A 16,525-nucleotide genomic window follows, 5' to 3' on the forward strand; every position below is an offset into this window, starting at 1 on the left:
TGAGGTTGGACAGCGGAAAACCATGAACGTACTTCTGGTCGTGCTCGCCTTCTGGCTGCCGGGCCTCGTCTTCGGGGCCGCGATCCGGCTGCGCGGCTGGTTGCTCGCCGCGGCCGCGCCGATCCTCACGTTCGGCATCGTCAGCCTGGGCGTGCCGGTGCTCGGCGGGCTCGGCATCCGCTGGACGACGCTCGACGTCGCCCTGTGGACGCTCGTGCTCTCGGCCGTCGGCTTCGGGCTCGCGTTCGTCGTCCAGCGCTTCACCGCGCGGCGGCACCCGGACTGGGCCGAGAAGGACGCCGCCGCGGCGGCCCCCGCCCGGTCCCTGCGCGACCACCTGCTGATCGGGGCCGGCGTCCTGGCCGGCAGCCTCGTCGGCATCGTCACGTTCCTGCGTGGCGCCCGCGGCCTCAACCAGGTCCAGCAGGGCTGGGACGCGCCGTTTCACGCCAACCTGGTGCGCTGGATCGCCGAGCACGGCGACGCCCGGCCTTCGACCGTCGGCACGATCGCGAACCTGCCGGACCAGACGAACTACTTCTACCCGGACACCTACCACGCCCTGCTCGCGCTGGTCTTCGACAAGGCCGGCCTGGCGATGATGCCGACGCTGAACATGGGCGCGCTCACGGTGATCCTGTGCGTGCCGATCGGCGTCGCGGCGATGTGCCACGTGTGGCGGATGCCGGCGCTCGCGGTCGCCGCGGCCGCGGCGGTGTCGGCGTCGTTCACCAACTTCCCGTACGACTCGCTGTGGCGCGGCCCGCTCTGGCCGTACGTCGCCGGTGTCGCGCTGATCCCGGCGATGCTCGCGCTCGCGCGCCGGTTGCTGGAGCCGCGCGGGATCTCCGGCCCGGTCTCGATCGGCGTCGGCGTCGCCGGCCTGATCGGCCTGCACACCAGTGTCGCGTTCGTCGTCGTCGTGTACTTCCTGCTGATCCTGGTCGCCGTGCTGTTCAAGGCCGAGCGGATCGACTGGCGCCGGTCGGCGGCCTCGCTCGGGGCCACGGTCGCGCTCGCGGTCCTCTGCGGGCTGCCGCTCGCGTTGCCTTCGCTGTACAACGCGGGCGGCGTCACGAGCGCGTTCTGGGCGTCGGAGGCCACCGTCAGCGGCGGGCTCGGCGAAACGCTCACGTTCTCGCCGATGGCGGCGTTCCCGCAGTGGTGGATCGGCGTGCCCGCCCTCATCGGCATCTTCCTGCTGGCGAAGCACCGGCGGATGCTGTGGATGGTCGCCGCCTACGTCGTGTTCGGCGGGCTGTTCGCGGCCACCGTGTCGCTGGAGACGCCGCTCATCCACACCCTGACCGGCATCTTCTACAACGACCACTGGCGGATCGGCGCGCTGGTCCCGCTGGCCGGGGCGGTCGCGTTCGGCGAGTTCACCGACACCGCGGCCCGCTGGTTCGCGCGCAAGGCGGGCACCCGGCTGCCGAACGTCTCCCCGGCGACGCTCACCACCGTCGGCCTCGTGCTGCTGGTCGTCGTCGTGGGCGGGCTGAGCCGCGGCGGGTACATCGGCCGCAACGCCGCCCGCCTGCAGGCCAACTACAGCGGCGGCCCGACGGTCAGCAACGACGAGCGGCAGGCGTTCGACTGGCTGGCCGCGCACGTCGGGCCGGGCGAGCGCGTGATGAACGGCAAGGCCGACGGCTCGGTCTGGATGTACGCCCTCGACGGCGTCCAGCCGGTCGAATGGACCTTCTACGGCGCCGAGCCGGACACCCCGGCCGGCTACCTCTCCATCTACCTCGACGACATCGACGAGTTCCCGCACGTGCGGGAACTGCTCACCGACCTCAAGGTGCGGTACGTCTTCGTCGGCAAGGGCAAGGTCACGTCGTCGACGTACAGCGGGCCCGGCCTGAGCCACCTCGACACCACGTCCGGCTTCAAGGTCGTGTTCCAGAACCCCGGCGCGTCCGTCTACGAGATCGAGGGCCAGCAAGGTGTCGCCGCAGCTGGGGCGGCTCCAGGGTCCGCGGCCGGTGACGGGCAGTGAAAGGCTAGAGTGATCGCGTGTCCAGCACCTCCGTGACCAGCCGCCGCGTGCTCATCGTGATGCCCGCGCTGAACGAGTCCGCGAGCGTCGCTTCGGTCATCGAGCAGGTGAAACGCGCCCTGCCGGGCGGTGACCTGCTGGTCGTCGACGACGGCTCGGTCGACGACACCGCCAAGCTCGCCCGCGCGGCCGGGGCCGAGGTGGCCCGCCTCGCGGTGAACCTGGGCGTCGGCGGCGCGATGCGCACCGGCTTCCGCTACGCCGCCGCCCGCGGGTACGACGTGGTCGTGCAGGTGGACGCGGACGGCCAGCACGACCCCGACGAGCTCGACGCGCTGCTGCGCGGCCTGGACGACGCGGACATCGTGATCGGCTCCCGGTTCGCCGGCAAGGGCTCGTACAAGGCGAGCGGGCCGCGCAAGTACGCGATGGTCGCGCTCTCGCTCGTGTTCTCGCGGCTGGCGAAGACCAAGCTCACCGACGTCACGTCGGGCTTCAAGGCGATGGGACCGCGCGCGATCCGGCTGTTCGCCGGCTACTACCCGGCGGAGTACCTCGGTGACACCGTGGAGTCCCTGGTGATGGCCATCCGGGCCAAGCTGACCATCAAGGAGATCCCGGTCGTCATGCGGGAGCGAGTGGGCGGCACGCCCAGCCACTCGCCCGTGAAGTCGGCCGTCTACCTGAGCCGGGCCGGGCTCGCGCTGCTGCTGGCGCTGGTGCGCCGCCGGCCCGCGGTCGACTCCTCCGACTCGGCGTAAGGGGAACTGGAAATGGCCGGTTGGCGCATCCTCAGCATCGTCGTCGCCTGCGTGGTGCTGTTCGTCGTCCTCGAGATGATGCGGCGGCGGAAGCTGCGGGAGAAGTACGCGGGCGTGTGGCTCGTCGTCGCGGTCGGCGTCGTCGTCCTCGCGGTACTGCCGCAGGCGGCCGACTTCCTGGCCAAGCACACCGGCGTGCAGACGCCGTCGAACTTCGTCTTCCTCCTCGCCGGCGTCGTGCTGGCCCTGGTGTCGCTGCACCTGTCCACCGAGGTCGGGCACCTGGAGGAAGAGGTGCGCACGTCGGTCGAGGAGACCGCGCTGCTGCGCTGCGAGCTCGAGGACGCCAAGCGCGAGCTGGCCGGCCGGATCGCCGAGCTGGAGGCGCGCACCGCGGCGCCGGACAACGTCAAAGGGCTTCCCGAGGTCGAGCGCGTCAGCAAGTGACGGGCTGATCGAAGCCCTGCTCGCCGCGCCCGCCCGGTTGGGGGCCGTGCGCCTGCTGGCCGTCGACGGCCCGTCGGGTGCGGGGAAGTCCACACTGGCCGCCGAGATCGTCGCCGGACTGCGTGCTCGCGGGTGCCGGACCGAGCTGGTGAGCACCGACGCCTTCGCGACGTGGGACGACCCGGTTTCGTGGTGGCCACGGCTCGCCGGTGGAGTCCTGCGGCCCCTCGCGAACGGCGTCGACGGCGCTTACCGGCCGATGGACTGGTCCACCGGGACACCCCGGCCGGGTGAGCTCGTCCGGGTGATCGTGCCGGAAGTGCTGGTGCTGGAGGGTGTCTCGTGCGGCCGCACTTCGGTAAGACCCCTGCTTTCGCACCTGTGCTGGATCTCCGGTGGCTCGGCGGCCGAGCGGCTGGCGAAAGCGGTGGCGCGGGACGGCGAGGCCGCACGGGCCGAACTGGGCCGCTGGCAACGGTTCGAGCGTGGCTGGTTCGCCGTCGACGGCACTTCCCGGGCCGCCGATACCCGACTTTCGTCGGAAACCGCACCGTCACCGTGCGTGAACGGGCCACTCCGGATCGATCAAGGGAACCCGTTCGGCTCACCACGACCGGGCTAACGTTGGTACCGCCATCAGAGTCAGTGATCCGCCACTGGGTGGAGTGGTCTGCCACAAATGGTCACATTCTGTCGCGATTTACGGACACATTGCGGTCAAATCGACGCCCACGTAGCGCGATCGTAACCTCACGTGCTTAAGTGCGGGCCGAGTTCCCGCTAGTGTCGGCGAGCACACCGATCGTCCGTCGAGTTCCTGACCGACCGGACGGTGACTTTGAAACCCGAACATCTCCCAAGGGGTGCCAGATGCAGCAATTGCGGCTGACCCGAACACGCCGCGTGGCCCTGATCGGGCTCGCCGGCGCGCTCGCGGTTTCGCTGTCCGCCTGTGCGGAATCCAAGCGTGAAGAGGGCGCCGGGGGTGGTACCGGAGGCACGATGATCTTCGGTGCGGCCGGTAACCCGAAGATGTTCGACCCCGCGTTCAACGACGAGGGCGAGACCTTCCGGATCACGCGGCAGATCTACGACACGCTGATTCAGAACAAGCCGGGCACCGCCGACCTCGAGCCCTCTCTCGCCGAGAAGTGGGAGTCGAGCAACGAGGGCAAGACCTGGACGTTCACCCTGAAGTCCGGCGTGAAGTTCTCCGACGGCACCCCGATGGACGCCACAGCGGTCTGCTTCAACTTCAACCGCTGGTACAACATGAAGGGCGCCGCCGCCCAGAGCCAGATGATCTACTACGGCGACGTCTTCGAGGGCTTCGCCAAGAACGAGGGCGACGCGAGCGGCGACCCGGTCTACAAGAGCTGCGAGGCGAAGGACCCGGCGACCGCGGTCCTGAACCTGAACAAGGCCAAGGGTGCGTTCCCGGCGGCGTTCACGCTGCCGTCGTTCTCCATCCAGAGCCCGACCGCGCTCAAGCAGTTCAACGCGGACACGGTCACCCAGAGCGGCGACTCGTTCACCTACAGCGAGTACGCGAACAAGCACCCGGTCGGCACCGGCCCGTTCAAGTTCGAGAGCTGGGACCAGGCCAAGGGTGAGATCACCCTGGTGCGCAACGACAACAGCCCGTCGCCCGCGAAGCTCGACAAGCTGATCTTCAAGGTGATCCCGGACGAGAACGCCCGCAAGCAGGCGCTCAAGGCCGGCGACATCAACGGCTACGACTACCCGAGCCCGGCGGACTACGGCCTGCTGCGCAACGACGGCGAGCAGGTGCTCATCCGCCCGTCGTTCAACGTGCTGTACCTGGGCATCAACCAGGCCAACAACCCGAAGCTCAAGGACGTCAAGGTCCGCCAGGCGCTGGCCTACGGCATCAACCGCGAGCAGTTCGTGAAGTCGAAGCTGGCCGAGGGTTCCGAGGTCGCGACCGAGTTCGTCCCGAAGGTCATCTCGGGCTACACCGACGACGTCACGAAGTACCCGTACGACGTGAACAAGGCCAAGCAGCTGCTGCAGGAGGCCGGGGCGACCGGGCTGACCCTGAAGTTCTACTACCCGACCGAGGTCAGCCGGCCGTACATGCCGAACCCGGCGGACACCTTCACGGCGATCTCCGAGGACCTCAAGAAGATCGGCGTCAACATCGAGGCCCACGCCGAGCCGTGGAACGGTGGCTACAAGGACGACGTGCAGAAGGCCGGCAAGCAGGACCTCCACCTGCTCGGCTGGACCGGTGACTACAACGACGCCGGCAACTTCGTGGGCACGTTCTTCGGCCGCAAGAAGGCGGAGTTCGGCTTCGACAACCCGCAGCTGTTCTCGGCTCTGGGTGCGGCGGACGCTTCGCCCGCCGGTGACGCCCACGCCAAGGCGTACCAGGAAGTGAACAAGCAGATCATGGATTACCTCCCGGCGATCCCGATCGCTTACCCGACCCCGGCGATCGTGGTCGGCCCGAAGGTCAAGGGTCTGGTGGCGAGCCCGCTCACCGATGAGCGTTTCAACACCGTGACCGTGAGCTGATTCTGGATTTCAGCCAAAGGCAGGGGGTGGGTGCTACCGCACCCACCCCCTGCGCCTGATCCCGGGCTGGCAACAAAGGACTGCAAGTGCTTCGTTTCCTCGTGCGTCGGCTGCTACAAGCGATCCCGACGCTCTTCATCCTGTCCATCCTGGTCTTCGCTTGGCTCCGGTCCCTGCCCGGCGGTCCCGCCGCCGCTCTGCTGGGGGACAAGGCGACGCCGGAGAAGATCGCCAACCTCAACCACGTGCTCGGCCTCGATCAGCCGATCTTCGTGCAGTACTTCGGGTTCCTCGGCCGCGCGCTCACCGGCGACTTCGGCAACTCCCTGGTGTCGACCCAGCCCGTGATGGGCGAGATCGTCACCTTCCTGCCGGCGACCATCGAGCTCGGCATGACCGCGATGATCATCGCGATCGTCATCGGCATCCCCGCCGGTTACCTGTCCGCGCGGTACCGCGGCGGGCCGGTCGACAACGTGGTCATCGTGCTGAGCCTGATCGGTGTCGCGGTGCCGGTCTTCTTCCTCGGCTACATGATGCAGGACATCCTGGCCGCGCCGCTGGGCCTTCCCTCCCAGGGCAGGCAGGCCGCCGGCCTCGACGCCACGGCCATCACGAACTTCGCCATCCTCGACGGCATCATGACGAGCGAGTGGGACGCCGTCTGGGACGCGATCAAGCACCTGATCCTGCCCGCGTGCGCGCTGGCGACGATCCCCCTCGCGGTGATCACCCGGATCACGCGCGCGTCGGTGCTGGACGTCCTCAACGAGGACTTCATCCGCACGGCCAACTCGAAGGGCCTGACCCAGCAGGTGGTGCGCACCCGGCACGTCCTGCGCAACGGCCTCCTGCCGGTGGTCACCACGATCGGTCTGCAGACCGGCGCGCTGCTCGGCGGCGCCGTGCTGACCGAGCGGGTGTTCAACTTCCGCGGCCTCGGCTTCCTGCTGGCCGAAGGGATCGAACGGCGTGACTACCCCCGGCTGCAGGCCCTCCTGCTGTTCGGTGCCGTGGTCTACGTCCTGGTGAACATGCTGGTCGACATCTCGTACGGGATCATCGACCCGAGGGTGCGTGTGCGATGAACACTCTGCTGAACAAGAAGAAGGAACCGATCGACAAGCTCGCCGCGGCGAGCGGGCGCAGCCTCGGTGGCGAAGCGATTCGCCGGATGCTGCGCAGCCCGGTCGCGATCACCGGTGGCATCATCACCGGCCTGTTCCTCATCGTCGCGATCTTCGCGCCCCTGCTGGAACCGAAGGACCCGGACGTCCACTACCTCGGCGACCAGATCCGGCCGAACTTCATCCCGGGCGCGCAGTCCGGGTTCCCGCTCGGCGTGGACGACTTCGGCCGCGACTTCCTGTCGCGGCTGATCGCCGGTGCCCAGCAGACGCTGATCGTCGGCGTGCTCGCCACGATCGTCGGCGTGCTCATCGGCGTCATCATCGGTGGCCTGGCGGGCGCGTTCGGCGGCTGGGTCGACACCGTCCTCATGCGACTGGTCGACGTCATGCTGTCGTTCCCGTCGCTGCTGCTGGCCATTTCGATCGCGGCGCTGTTCGCGCAGCCGAGCCAGTGGACGGTCATCCTGGCCGTGTCGATGATCGGCGTGCCGATCTTCGCCCGGCTGCTGCGCGGTTCGATGCTGTCGCAGCGGGACGCCGACCACGTGCTGGCGGCGAGGTCGCTCGGGGTCAAGCGCGGGGCGATCGTGTTCCGGCACATGCTGCCGAACTCGCTCGGCCCGGTCATCGTGCAGGCGACCCTGACGTTGGCCACTTCGATCCTGGAGGCCGCGGCGCTGTCGTTCCTCGGTCTGGGCGACCCGGACCCGTCACGGGCGGAGTGGGGTCTGATGCTGGGCAAGGCCTCGCACCAGTTCCTCGACGTCCGTCCCGAGCTGGCGTACTACCCGGCGATCGCGATCATCATCGTGGCGCTCGGGTTCACGCTGGTCGGCGAGTCCCTGCGTGAAGCCCTCGACCCGAAGAACAGGCGGTGAGAACCCATGGCACTCCTTGAAGTCCGCGACCTGAAGGTCGACTTCGTCCGCCGTGGCGAGCGGTCGTTCACCGCGGTGGACGAGATCAGTTTCGACGTCGAACCGGGCCAGACCGTCGGCCTGGTCGGCGAGTCCGGCTGCGGCAAGTCCGTGACGTCGCTGGCGATCATGCGGCTGCTGGCCCGGCGCGGCAACAAGGTCAGCGGTTCGGTGCGCTTCGAGGGCACCGACCTGCTCAAGCTGTCCGACCGGGAGATGCGCGACCGCCGCGGCCGCGACCTCGGCATGGTGTTCCAGGACCCGCTGTCCTCGCTGAACCCGGTCATCCCGATCGGCCTGCAGATCACCGAGGTGCTGGAACGCCACCGCGGGATGTCGCGCAAGGCGGCGTCCGTCGAAGCGACGGACCTGCTCGACAAGGTCGGCATCCCGGACCCGTCGCGCCGGCTTTCCGAGTACCCGCACCAGCTTTCCGGCGGGATGCGGCAGCGCGCGCTGATCGCCATCGCGCTGGCGTGCCGGCCGCGGCTGCTCATCGCCGACGAGCCGACCACCGCCCTGGACGTCACCATCCAGGCGCAGATCCTGGCGCTGCTGCGGGAACTGGTGCAGGACACCGGCACCGCGCTGATCATGATCACGCACGACCTCGGCGTCGTCGCCGGGCTGTGCGACGAGGTCAACGTGCTCTACGGCGGCAAGATCGTCGAGCGGGCGCAGCGGCACCAGCTGTTCGGCGAGCCGCGGCACCCGTACACCCACGGCCTGCTCGCCTCGATCCCGCGTCTCGACGCGGGCCGCGGCGAGAAGCTGGTCCCCATCCGCGGTTCGGTGTCCGACAACATCCCGTGGGAGGGCGGCTGCGCGTTCGCGCCCCGCTGCCCGAACGCGCTGCCGGTCTGCCGTGAGGTTTCGCCGCAGCTGGTGCCCGACCAGGGCGGCCTGCTGCGTTGTCACAACCCCGTGCGGCCGGCGGTCGCTGCGGGAGGAGGAGCCCGATGACCCGTCCTGCTGGCGACGTGCTGCTGGAGGTCAACGACCTCAAGGTGCACTTCCCGATCAAGAGCGGCGTCGTGTTCGACCGGACGGTCGGGCACGTGTTCGCGGTCGACGGCGTCGACCTGGCCATCCGGCGCGGGGAGACCTACGGCCTGGTGGGCGAGTCCGGGTGCGGCAAGTCCACCCTGGGCCGGGCGATCCTGCGGCTCAACGAGCCGACCTCCGGTTCGGTGAAGTTCGACGGCACCGACGTCGCGAAGCTCAAGGGTGAGGAGCTGCGGAAGGCCCGGCGCCGGATGCAGATGATCTTCCAGGACCCGATGTCCAGTTTGGACCCGCGGCAGTCCGTCGAGTCGATCCTCGTCGAGGGCATGCACGCGCACGGCCTCGACAAGGACAAGGAGGCCACCCAGCGGCGGCTGCGTCAGCTGCTGTCCGCCGTCGGCCTCCCGGAGTCGTCGCTGCGGAAGTACCCGCACGAGTTCTCGGGCGGGCAGCGCCAGCGCATCGGCATCGCGCGGGCGCTGGCCGTGGAGCCGGACCTGATCGTCGCCGACGAGCCGGTGTCCGCATTGGACGTCTCGGTGCAGGCCCAGGTGGTGAACCTGCTGGAGGACCTGCAGGACCAGCTCGGCCTGACGTACGTGGTGATCGCGCACGACCTCGCGGTGGTGCGGCACATCTCCGACCGCATCGGCGTGATGTACCTGGGCGCGCTGGTCGAGGAGACCGACGCGGACTCGCTCTACCAGGACCCGCTGCACCCGTACACGCGGGCGCTGCTGTCGGCGATCCCGGTGCCGGACCCGCAGGTGGAGGACACCCGCGAGCAGATCCTGCTCGCGGGCGACCTCCCGTCACCGGCCAACCCGCCGACGGGCTGCCGGTTCCACACGCGCTGCCCGTGGAAGCAGGCGAGCCTGTGCGACACGGACCGCCCGCAGCTGCGGGAGATCGGCGCCGGTCACCGGGTGGCGTGCCACTACGCGGAGGACATCCGCGACGGGCGCATCCAGCCGCACGAGGTGAAGCCGGAGCTGGTGGAGTTCTCCGGGGCGCTCAACCCCGACCTGGGCCCGCCGGACGTCGGCACGTCCGCCGAGATCCTGTGATCCTGTGATCTTGTGAGTGCGCGGCCGGCCGGGGTTCTCCCCGGCCGGCCGTCGCCGTTTCAGGGCTTGAGGTCCAGGGCGGCGCTCATCGTCGCGTCCATGTAGAACGGCGTCGAGTCGTGCACGTGGGTGATCAGCCAGTCGCCGTCCCGCTTGCGGAAGCACACCGTCGAGCGGAACCACAGCTCGAACTTCTGCGGCATCCCCTGCGGCGTCGCCGACAGGTAGGTGAGCGCGTGGCAGTACGCGAGGTCCTCGCCGACCGTGATCGCGAGGTCCCGGGTCGAATACTCGATCGGGCCGTCGAACGACGCGAACCACGCTTCCCGGGCCGCGACGTCCTCCCCGTGGTGCACCAGCGGCGGGGCCAGCGTGAACGCCACGGCCTCCGGTACGTACTGCGCCGCCAGCGCCGTGGCGTCCCGTGCGGTCATCGCCGCTTCGCGTGTCGCCATCAGTTCGCGAATCCGCTGCTCCGTCATGTCATCCTCCTGAGGTGTGGTGCCTGTCGGAAGGGACGTAGGCGCCGCCACGCGGATTTCGACATCGACCGGGAGTGTTTCGTGAAATACGTGGTCCTGATCTACGGCAACCCCGAGTCCCGGCAGGCCTGGGCGGGCATGAGCGACGACCAGCGCGCGGCCGGGCTCGCCTACTACCAGCAGCTCAACGACGACCTCGACGCGTCCGGCGAGCGGATCGTCTCCGAGCGGCTCGCCTTCCCCGAGCTCACCACGCAGGTCAGCGTCGGCGACCGCGGCACGACGACGACCGACGGGCCGTTCGCCGAGGCCAAGGAGTTCCTCGCCGGTTTCTACCTGCTCGACTGCGAGAGCCGCGAACGCGCCGTCGAGATCGCCGGGCGAATCCCCGAAGCCGCGTTCGGGGTGGTCGAGGTGCGGCCGGTGATGGGGCTGCACGGGCCGGACCTGTGATTCCCGAGCTGCTGCGCTCGCTCGCGCCCGAGGTCCTCGCGGCCCTGGTCCGGCGTTATGGCGACTTCGAGGCCTGCGAGGACGCCGTCCAGGAGGCGCTGCTGGCGGCGTCGCAGCAGTGGCCGGCTTCGGGGATCCCGGACCACCCGAAGGGGTGGTTGATCACGACGGCATCCCGGCGGCGCATCGAGCAGTGGCGCAGCGAGACGGCCCGGCAACGGCGTGAAGAAGCGGTGGTGCTGGCTTCGCCGCCGGAGCCGGAGCCGGTCGGGGTCGACGACACGCTGACGTTGCTGCTGCTCTGCTGCCACCCGTCGCTGACCCAGCCGTCCCAGGTGGCGCTCACGCTGCGCGCGGTCGGCGGCCTGACGACGGCGGAGATCGCCCGCGCGTTCCTCGTCCCGGAGGCCGCGATCGGCCAGCGGATCAGCCGCGCGAAGCAGAAGCTCCGCGGGGAGCGGCTCACGCGGGACGGCGGTCCGGAACGGCTGGCGGCGGTACTGCAGGTGCTGTACCTGATCTACACGGAAGGCCACACGGCCAGTTCGGGCGACGCGCTGAACCGCGTCGAGCTGACGACCGAGGCGATCCGCCTGGTCCGCCGGCTGCGCGCGGAGCTCCCGGACGACGGCGAAGTCACGGGCCTGCTGGCCCTGATGCTCCTGACGGAAGCCCGCCGCCCGGCCCGCGCTTCGTCGTCGGGCGCGCTGGTTCCGCTGGCCGACCAGGACCGCACGCGCTGGAACCGCCCGTTCATCGAGGAGGGCATCGCGCTGATCACGGACGCGCTGTCGACGGCCCCGGTCGGGCCGTACCAGCTCCAGGCGGCGATCGCGGCGGTCCACGCGGAGGCGCCGACGGCGGGCGAGACGGACTGGGCGCAGATCCTCACGCTGTACGACCTGCTGCGGGTGGTGGCGCCGGGGCCGATGGTGACGGTGAACCGGGTCGTGGCGTTCGCGCAGGTCAACGGGCCTGAGGCCGGGCTGGCGGAGCTGGCGGACGTCGGGTTGAAGGAGAACCACCGGGTGGAGGCCGTCCGGGCGCACTTGCTGGAGCAGGCTGGGGACTTCGCCGGGGCGCGGGCGGCTTACTTGGCCGCCGCCCAGCGGACGTTGAGCCTGCCCGAGCAGAGTTACTTGCAGTCGCGGGCCGCGAAGCTCGAGCCCTGACCGGCCGGCGCTGCGGTGTCATGAACGACTCGTTCACCTCGCCTGACGACATGAAAGGGTCGTTCATGACGTCCGGGCCGCCGACCGAGGACCGGCTCCCGCCCCCTACCCGCCGGAGTTGTCCACATGGGGGTGAACCCTGTGGACAACTCTTTCACCAGGCAATTGGGTCCTCGCCACGTTCGGCTGAACCCGACTTGAGTCGTACCCCTGGCAATACCTGAGTAGGCCGCCCCCAACGTGCCGCCCCCGGTACTCTGCGAAAAGCAGATCGCCGGACAGCAGGGGGTACGGGCAGTGCACATCGACCAATGGCTGGAGGCGATCCCGCCGCTCTCGGTGTACCTGATCGTCGGTGCGGTGATCATGATCGAAAGCCTCGGCATTCCGCTGCCCGGCGAGATCGTGCTGGTCAGCGCGGCTTTGCTGGCTTCGCAGCACAGCAACCTGAGCCCGCTGTGGATCGGCATCCTGGCCAGCGCCGGCGCCATCATCGGCGACAGCATCGGCTACCTGATCGGAAAGACCGGTGGTCAACGGCTGTTCGCCTGGGCCGGCCGGAAATTCCCGAAGCATTTCGGCCCGACGCACCTCGCCAACGCCGAAAGGATCTTCAATAAACGCGGCGTGTGGGCCGTCTTCCTCGGCCGGTTCATCGCGTTCCTGCGCATCCTCGCCGGCCCGCTCGCGGGATCGCTGCGCATGCACTACCCGAAGTTCCTGCTGGCGAACGCGGCCGGCGGCATCGTCTGGGCGGGCGGCACGACCGCGGCCGTCTACTACCTCGGCGTCGTCGCCGAAGAGTGGCTCGGCCGGTTCTCCAAGTTCGGCCTGGTCGCCGCGATCATCATCGGCGTGGTCATCTTCTTCGTCATGAAGAAGCGGCTCGGCCGCAAGCACGACGAGGACGAGACCGTCGGCGCCGAGGAGAAGCCGGTCAACGAGCCGACGGCCTAGACCGGCACCTCCTCGGGCAGCAGCTCCGGGTCGGGCTTGCGCGCCCGCCGGAGGGACCCGAGCAGCACCCCGGCGATCACGACGGCGGCGGCGCCGACCTCCAGCCAGGTCGGCCGCTCGCCGAGCAGCAGGAACGACGCCGTCAGCCCGACCACCGGCACGAGCAGCGAGAACGGCGAGACGACACTCGCCGGGTTGCGCCGCATCAGCGTCGTCCACACGCCCGACCCGACGACGGTGCCGATCAGCACGACGTAGGTCAGCCCGCCCAGCGCGGTCAGCCCGGTCGGCGTCCCGAGCGTCGTCAGCGACCGCCACTGCGCGGCCGGGCCCTCCATGACCAGCGAAAGCGCGAACATCGGCAGCGGCGGCACGACCGACATCCACAGCGTGAAGTGCAGCGGGTTGTCCGGCTCGGCCTTGCGCGTGCTCAGGTTGCCGAACGCCCAGCTCAGCGCGGCCAGCAGCGTCAGGAGCATCGGCAGCAGGGCCGCGTGCCCGGACTGCTGCCACGCGATCGCGGCCATCCCGGCGACGGCCAGCGCGATCCCGGCCAGCTGGTGCGGGGTGACGCGTTCGCGCAGGAAGACGGCGCCGAGCAGCACCGTGAACGGCGCCGACGCCTGCAGCACCAGCGACGCCAGCCCGGTCGGCATCCCGGAGTCCATCGCGATGAACAGGAACGCGAACTGCCCGGTGCCGAAGCCGAGGCCGTAGCCGAGCAGGTGCCGCACCTTCACCTTCGGCCACGGCACGAACAGGATCGTCGGCACGGCGATCACGGCGAACCGCAGCGCGCCCGCGAACACCGGCGGGAACTGGCCGAGCGTGGCGTGGATGGCGAGGAAGTTCAGGCCCCAGAGGACGGCGACGAGCACGGCGAGCAGGCGGTCACGGGTGGGCATGCTTCCACTGTGACGGCGGCGATCGTGAAGGACCAGCGAGAATATCTGCAGGGACTGTTTAGCCACCCTTCAAGGAAAAGCCCGTGACCTGGGCCGTTCGGTGGAGATGACGTCTTGAGCGTTGCTCACCGGTCGGCGTGGTATTGCCCGCGATGTCCGGATCCGGCAACGATGAGCGTCCGCCGACGACTGGGAGATTCCGATGCTGCGAGGCGTACTGCCGCTGACCGGGTTCGCGGCGCTGACCGCGGCGCTCGACGTCTTCGCCGGCAACCAGCTGGAACAGCTGCGCCCGGCGACCGTCGCCGCGGTGTCGTTCACCCTCGCCGCCGTGTTCTTCCTGGGTTTCGCGCTGCTGCGGGACGGCGTGGCCGAGACGTTCCGCCCGCTGCGGGAGCTGCGCCGCGACGTCGTGATGATCAACGTGACGACCGCCGCGACCTGGCTGTCGATGCTCTTCGCGCTGCGCTACCTCGAGCCCGCGGTGGTGAACGTCGTCGGCATCGCGCTCGGCCCGGTGCTGACCCTCGCGTTCAACCCGTTGCTGCGCAAGGGAACCGCGATCCTGCGCGCGGAGTCGTGGGTGGCGGTCGGGATCGGCGTGCTGATCGGGCTGCTCGTCTGGGGCTCGTTCACCGGCCACAGTGGACTCGACCGGACCCCCGGCGAGACGCTCATCGGGGTGGCTCTCGTGCTCGTCACGGGCGTCGGCTCGGTGACGAACGTGATCTACTCGAAGCGGCTGAGCGACGCCGCGCTGCCGCCGCGGCGGGTGCTCGCCGTGCGGTTCTTCCTCATCCTGGCGATGACCTGGGCGCTCGTCGCGGTCGACGACGCGCCGGGCTTCGGGCCGGCGTTCGGGCCGTCCGCGCTGATCGCCCTGCTCGGGGTCGCGCTGCCGCTCTACCTGCTGCAGGTGGGGATCCGGCGGACCGAGCCGATCACCGCGTCGATCCTGCTGACGCTCTCGCCGCTGTTCGCGTACGTGCTGCAGCTCGCCGACAGCCGCCTGACGCCGTCGGTGCTCACCCTCGGCTGTGTGGCCGGGATCGTCGCGCTCGTCAGCGCCGGGACCGTCGCGCGGCTGCGCCACGACCGTGAAGTGGCGAAGGTCGAAAGCGTCGCCACTGTGTAGCCGTACTTCAACTACGCTGGGACCCGTGGATCTGGGTCGCCTGCGCACGCTGCGGGAGTTCGCCGACCGCGGGAGCGTGACGGCGGCCGCGCGGGCGCTGCACTGCACGCCGTCCGCGGTCTCGCAGCAGCTGCGGGCCCTGCAGGGCGAGGTCGGCCTGCCGCTCACCGAACCGGCCGGGCGGGGGCTGCGGCTGACCGATGCCGGGCGCGCGCTGGTGGCCCGGGCCGACGAGGTGCTGGCCGCGCTCGAGCGCGCGGAGTCCGAACTGGACACCTACCGCAGCGCGCCGCGCGGCCGCGTGCGGATCGCGATCTTCCAGTCGGCCGGGCTGATGCTGCTGCCGGGCCTGCTGACCCGCGTCGCCGGGTACGAGGGCCTGGAGGTCGACGTCCGCGACGTCGACATGACGCCGCCCGAGGTGCCCGGCCTGGTCGCGGACTACGACGTCGTCGTCGCGCACCGGGACGAGCACGCGCCGGAGTTCGACCAGGACCGCCTCGACGTCGTGCCGCTGCTGCGCGAACCGCTCGACGTCGCGCTCCCGGCCGGGCACCGCCTGGCGAACCGGCGCCGCGTCGAGCTGGCGGAGCTGGCCGACGAACGCTGGATCAGCGTCGACTTCGGCTTCCCGGTGGACGACGTGCTGCGCTCGCTGACCATCCGCACCGGCGTGCGGCCGGTGGTGGTGCAGCGGATCAACGACTTCCGGATCACCGAGCGGCTGGTCGCGGCCGGCCACGGGATCGCGCTGCTGCCGCGCTACACGATGAATACTGGCCGCGGCCGTGGCCTGGTCGCGCGACCGCTGGCGGGGATCCGCGCGGCGCGGCTGGTGGAGGCGGTCTGCCGCACGGGGGCGCTGCAGCGCCCGGCCGTGGCCAAGGTGATCGACGAACTGCGCGCGGAGATCGCTCAGCTCACGGCTTGAAGCCGCGCAGGTAGGCGAGTGCGATCGCCAGCGCGTCTTCCATCGCCGTGAGGTCGTGCCGGAGGTGGGCGAGCAGCAGTCCACCTTGGACGGACGTCATCGCCGCCTGCGCCAGCCGGGCCGGGTCGGCGCCGGGAGCCAGCTCTCCCTTGTCCCGCAACGTGACCAGCCCACGCGCCAGGTGGGATTCCCAGGTCCGGTAGGCCTGGTCGACCAGCGGCGCGAGCTTCGGGTTGTCGCCGACTTCCCCGGCGAGGTTGCCCAGCGGGCACGCGATCGGGCTGCCCGCGCGGCGGTGGACGTCGAGCAGCTGCTCGGTCCACGTCTCGAGGTCGGCCCAGGAGGCCAGCTCGAAGATCGCCGGCTGGTTGGCCAGGATCTGCTCGAGGTAGCGGTCGATCACGGCCGCGACCAGCTGGTCCTTGTTCTTGAAGTAGTGGTACATCTGCGATTTCCCGGCCCCGCTCGCGGCGAGCACCTTGTCGACGCTCGTGCCCGCGACGCCGTCCACGTACATCAGTCCCGCCGCCGCGTCGACGATCGCGTCGCGGGTCTGTTTGCCGCGCGGGGTCGAAGCCACTTGCGTCTCCATGTACCGAATAGTACAGTCCGTTCCACTG

At 69.9% G+C, this 16,525-nt stretch carries 17 protein-coding genes; 14 read left to right on the plus strand and 3 right to left on the minus strand.

The features are described from left to right. Positions 1–22 precede the first annotated feature (22 nt). The 9 genes from AB0C38_RS04905 (at position 23) to AB0C38_RS04945 (ending at position 9,870) form a co-directional block, all read left to right on the plus strand. Positions 23–2,002 carry a DUF6541 family protein gene (locus AB0C38_RS04905; protein WP_360666533.1) on the plus strand — a complete coding sequence of 660 codons (1,980 nt, stop codon included), beginning with the start codon at positions 23–25 and terminating at the stop codon, positions 2,000–2,002. Positions 2,003–2,019: 17 nt separating this feature from the next. Beyond that, positions 2,020–2,763, plus strand: a complete 744-nt coding sequence (locus AB0C38_RS04910; RefSeq protein WP_360666536.1) for a glycosyltransferase family 2 protein — start codon at positions 2,020–2,022, stop codon at positions 2,761–2,763. Positions 2,764–2,775: 12 nt separating this feature from the next. Continuing rightward, on the plus strand, positions 2,776–3,210 hold the full coding sequence (locus tag AB0C38_RS04915; protein WP_360666539.1) for a DUF2304 domain-containing protein: 435 nt from the start codon (positions 2,776–2,778) through the stop codon (positions 3,208–3,210). 4 nt (positions 3,211–3,214) lie between these two features. Then, positions 3,215–3,832, plus strand: a complete 618-nt coding sequence (locus AB0C38_RS04920) for a uridine kinase (protein WP_360667509.1) — start codon at positions 3,215–3,217, stop codon at positions 3,830–3,832. Positions 3,833–4,080: 248 nt separating this feature from the next. Further along, a complete protein-coding gene (locus AB0C38_RS04925; RefSeq protein ID WP_360666542.1) occupies positions 4,081–5,751 on the plus strand; it encodes an ABC transporter substrate-binding protein in 1,671 nt (556 codons plus the stop codon). An 86-nt stretch (positions 5,752–5,837) separates the two neighbouring features. Next, a complete protein-coding gene (locus AB0C38_RS04930; RefSeq protein ID WP_360666545.1) occupies positions 5,838–6,839 on the plus strand; it encodes an ABC transporter permease in 1,002 nt (333 codons plus the stop codon). Further along, positions 6,836–7,759 carry an ABC transporter permease gene (locus AB0C38_RS04935; protein WP_360666548.1) on the plus strand — a complete coding sequence of 308 codons (924 nt, stop codon included), beginning with the start codon at positions 6,836–6,838 and terminating at the stop codon, positions 7,757–7,759. Before AB0C38_RS04930 ends, AB0C38_RS04935 begins: the two co-directional genes overlap by 4 nt. Before the next feature lie 6 nt (positions 7,760–7,765). Then, positions 7,766–8,761, plus strand: a complete 996-nt coding sequence (locus AB0C38_RS04940; protein ID WP_360666551.1) for an ABC transporter ATP-binding protein — start codon at positions 7,766–7,768, stop codon at positions 8,759–8,761. Continuing rightward, positions 8,758–9,870, plus strand: a complete 1,113-nt coding sequence (locus AB0C38_RS04945; protein WP_360666554.1) for an oligopeptide/dipeptide ABC transporter ATP-binding protein — start codon at positions 8,758–8,760, stop codon at positions 9,868–9,870. Before AB0C38_RS04940 ends, AB0C38_RS04945 begins: the two co-directional genes overlap by 4 nt. A gap of 59 nt (positions 9,871–9,929) precedes the next feature. Here the strand turns inward: AB0C38_RS04945 and AB0C38_RS04950 are convergent, their stop codons facing one another. Then, the gene (locus tag AB0C38_RS04950) at positions 9,930–10,352 is read right to left on the minus strand and encodes a nuclear transport factor 2 family protein (protein WP_360666557.1); all 423 of its coding nucleotides are present in this window, start codon (positions 10,350–10,352) and stop codon (positions 9,930–9,932) included. Positions 10,353–10,433: 81 nt separating this feature from the next. Between AB0C38_RS04950 and AB0C38_RS04955 the strand changes: the two genes are divergently transcribed. The 3 genes from AB0C38_RS04955 (at position 10,434) to AB0C38_RS04965 (ending at position 12,934) form a co-directional block, all read left to right on the plus strand. After that, entirely contained in the window at positions 10,434–10,805 is a 372-nt protein-coding gene (locus tag AB0C38_RS04955; RefSeq protein WP_360666559.1) for a YciI family protein, read from the plus strand. Next, positions 10,802–11,977, plus strand: a complete 1,176-nt coding sequence (locus AB0C38_RS04960; RefSeq protein ID WP_360666562.1) for a DUF6596 domain-containing protein — start codon at positions 10,802–10,804, stop codon at positions 11,975–11,977. Before AB0C38_RS04955 ends, AB0C38_RS04960 begins: the two co-directional genes overlap by 4 nt. 297 nt (positions 11,978–12,274) lie before the next feature. Continuing rightward, entirely contained in the window at positions 12,275–12,934 is a 660-nt protein-coding gene (locus AB0C38_RS04965) for a DedA family protein (RefSeq protein WP_360666564.1), read from the plus strand. Here AB0C38_RS04965 and AB0C38_RS04970 read toward each other — a convergent pair. Further along, a complete protein-coding gene (locus tag AB0C38_RS04970; protein WP_360666568.1) occupies positions 12,931–13,839 on the minus strand; it encodes an EamA family transporter in 909 nt (302 codons plus the stop codon). The genes AB0C38_RS04965 and AB0C38_RS04970 overlap by 4 nt on opposite strands. A 202-nt stretch (positions 13,840–14,041) precedes the next feature. Here AB0C38_RS04970 and AB0C38_RS04975 point away from each other — a divergent pair, with 202 nt between their 5' ends. Both AB0C38_RS04975 and AB0C38_RS04980 read left to right on the plus strand, forming a co-directional pair. Beyond that, a complete protein-coding gene (locus AB0C38_RS04975; protein ID WP_360666572.1) occupies positions 14,042–14,974 on the plus strand; it encodes an EamA family transporter in 933 nt (310 codons plus the stop codon). A gap of 25 nt (positions 14,975–14,999) precedes the next feature. After that, the gene (locus AB0C38_RS04980) at positions 15,000–15,905 is read left to right on the plus strand and encodes a LysR family transcriptional regulator (protein ID WP_360666574.1); all 906 of its coding nucleotides are present in this window, start codon (positions 15,000–15,002) and stop codon (positions 15,903–15,905) included. On the opposite strand, the gene AB0C38_RS04985 is transcribed toward AB0C38_RS04980, so the two are convergent. After that, complete coding sequence (locus tag AB0C38_RS04985; protein ID WP_360666577.1) at positions 15,895–16,497, minus strand: TetR/AcrR family transcriptional regulator; 603 nt, start codon at positions 16,495–16,497, stop codon at positions 15,895–15,897. The genes AB0C38_RS04980 and AB0C38_RS04985 overlap by 11 nt on opposite strands. Between the last annotated feature and the right edge of the window lie 28 nt (positions 16,498–16,525).

The sequence above is a fragment of the Amycolatopsis sp. NPDC048633 genome (genome assembly GCF_040650695.1).
GTDB lineage: Bacteria > Actinomycetota > Actinomycetes > Mycobacteriales > Pseudonocardiaceae > Amycolatopsis.